Annotated in this window: 1 protein-coding gene; it reads right to left on the bottom strand. The window is 65.5% G+C overall.

Annotated features, from left to right (window positions below):
• Positions 1-51: 51 nt before the first annotated feature.
• On the bottom strand, positions 52-1,641 hold the full coding sequence (locus IEZ07_RS35185; protein WP_191898757.1) for a trypsin-like serine peptidase: 1,590 nt from the start codon (positions 1,639-1,641) through the stop codon (positions 52-54).
• Between the last annotated feature and the right edge of the window lie 42 nt (positions 1,642-1,683).

Consider the following 1,683-nt stretch of genomic DNA (forward strand, 5'->3'; position numbering starts at 1 on the left):
GTGAGTCTTTCAGGGTTTGGACCCCTGGAAGCCTCGGGTGATCGCCGGGTGTTACTTGACGATCGAGCCGGACCAGACAGCAGCGGCCTTGTTGTAGATCGCGGCGGTCTCGCCGTCGAAGTACGCCGAGGTGCTCAGGTCGTAGCGGTTGTTCTTGTCCTGGTCACCGAAGAGGCTGGTGACACCGTTGACGTAGCCCAGACGCTTGGCGTTGCTGTACTTGATGAGCCACGGGGAGCCGTCGGCGCCCGGGGTCATCGCGCACTTGAGGCCGACGTGCTCCTCGACCTTGGTCGCGGCGTGGGTGTAGGTCTTGCCGGTGGTGGTGCCGTAGCACCACTTGGCGGTCACGCCGGTGTAGGCCTTGTGGCCGTCGGGGTGAGCGTCCGCCGGGTAACCGAACACGAAGACCTTCTGGCCGGTCTTCTGGTTCCAGGCGAAGCCCTGGCCACCGACGTTGTCGCCGAGGCGGCCGGTGTCCTTGATGAAGTCGGCGGCCAGGTAGTAGGTCTCGACCCAGTACTTCGTCTGAGCGGTGGTCTTCACCCACGCCTTGACGAAGAACTGCTGCTTCTTCCAGCCCACGACGTTCTCGCCGACCTTGACCGCGGTCAGCTTGCCGAGGAACTTGCCGTCAGCCTTGGCGGCGGTGAGGGCGTCGAACTCCTCCTTGGAGATCGCCACCTCCTGGCTGAGGCCGTTGTAGCGGTTGCCGTTGTCCAGGCCCTGGGCCGCGGCGTTGAACTGCGACTCCAGCACCTCGACGCCGACGACCTTGACGCCGTCCTTGCCCGCGACGTACTGGTGGAAGTTCTGGTTGGTCACGCCGGCCGGCTTGGCGACGTGCTCAACCTTCGGGTCCACGGCCTTGGCCTTGTACGGGCCGGCCTCGCCGTACTTCTCGTAGCCGGCAGCGTACTGCTCGGCCGTGATCGGGGTCTCCTTGACGAACTTGCCGGGGCCCGCCTTGTCGAACTCGCTCTTGGAGATCTCCTTGACCGAGCCGCCACCGACCTGGACGCCGTTGTAGACCGTGACGAACGCGTAGTCGCGGTCGCGGTCCTCGAAGGCGGAGTAGTCGTAGTGGGTGTAGGCGGTCTTACCGACGTACACGCCCCACGGAGCCTTGCCCTGGTAGTAGCCCGGGACGAAGATCCAGTGGTCCATGACGCTGGAGTTCTTGGCGTCGTCGTAGACGCAGTGACCCGCGGTCGCGACCAGGTTGCGGTACTTGGCCTGGATCGAGGTGGCGGAGCACCACTTGAGGTTGTTGTCGGAGTCGACGAAGAACACCTTGCCGATGGTCTTGGGCAGGTTGATGTTCTTGACGACCGTGGCCGACTTCTTCTCCTCGCCGATCGGCACGACCGAGCCGGGCTTGCCGTCGGGGGTGTAGCCGCCGCCGACGCTCAGCTTCGGCGTGGCCTTGGTCTCCCAGGTGTACGGCGTGGCCTCGGCCAGACGGTTGGTCTTGCCGTTGGCGGCGAGCCAGAACTTCGCGGTCTCGATGGCCGTGGGGGCGTCCTTGGCCATCGTGTCGTAGGCCCAGGTCGGGTCGGCCTGGGCGGTGCCGGCCAGACCGGCGGCCAGCAGACCGGTGGCCAGGATGGCGCCACCGGCGGGGAGGAGGATGCGCTTCAAGGGAAACTCCTTGGTCTGTCGTGGAACGCATCTTGCGTCCCA

Source organism: Planomonospora parontospora, assembly GCA_014647935.1.
Taxonomy (GTDB): domain Bacteria; phylum Actinomycetota; class Actinomycetes; order Streptosporangiales; family Streptosporangiaceae; genus Planomonospora; species Planomonospora parontospora.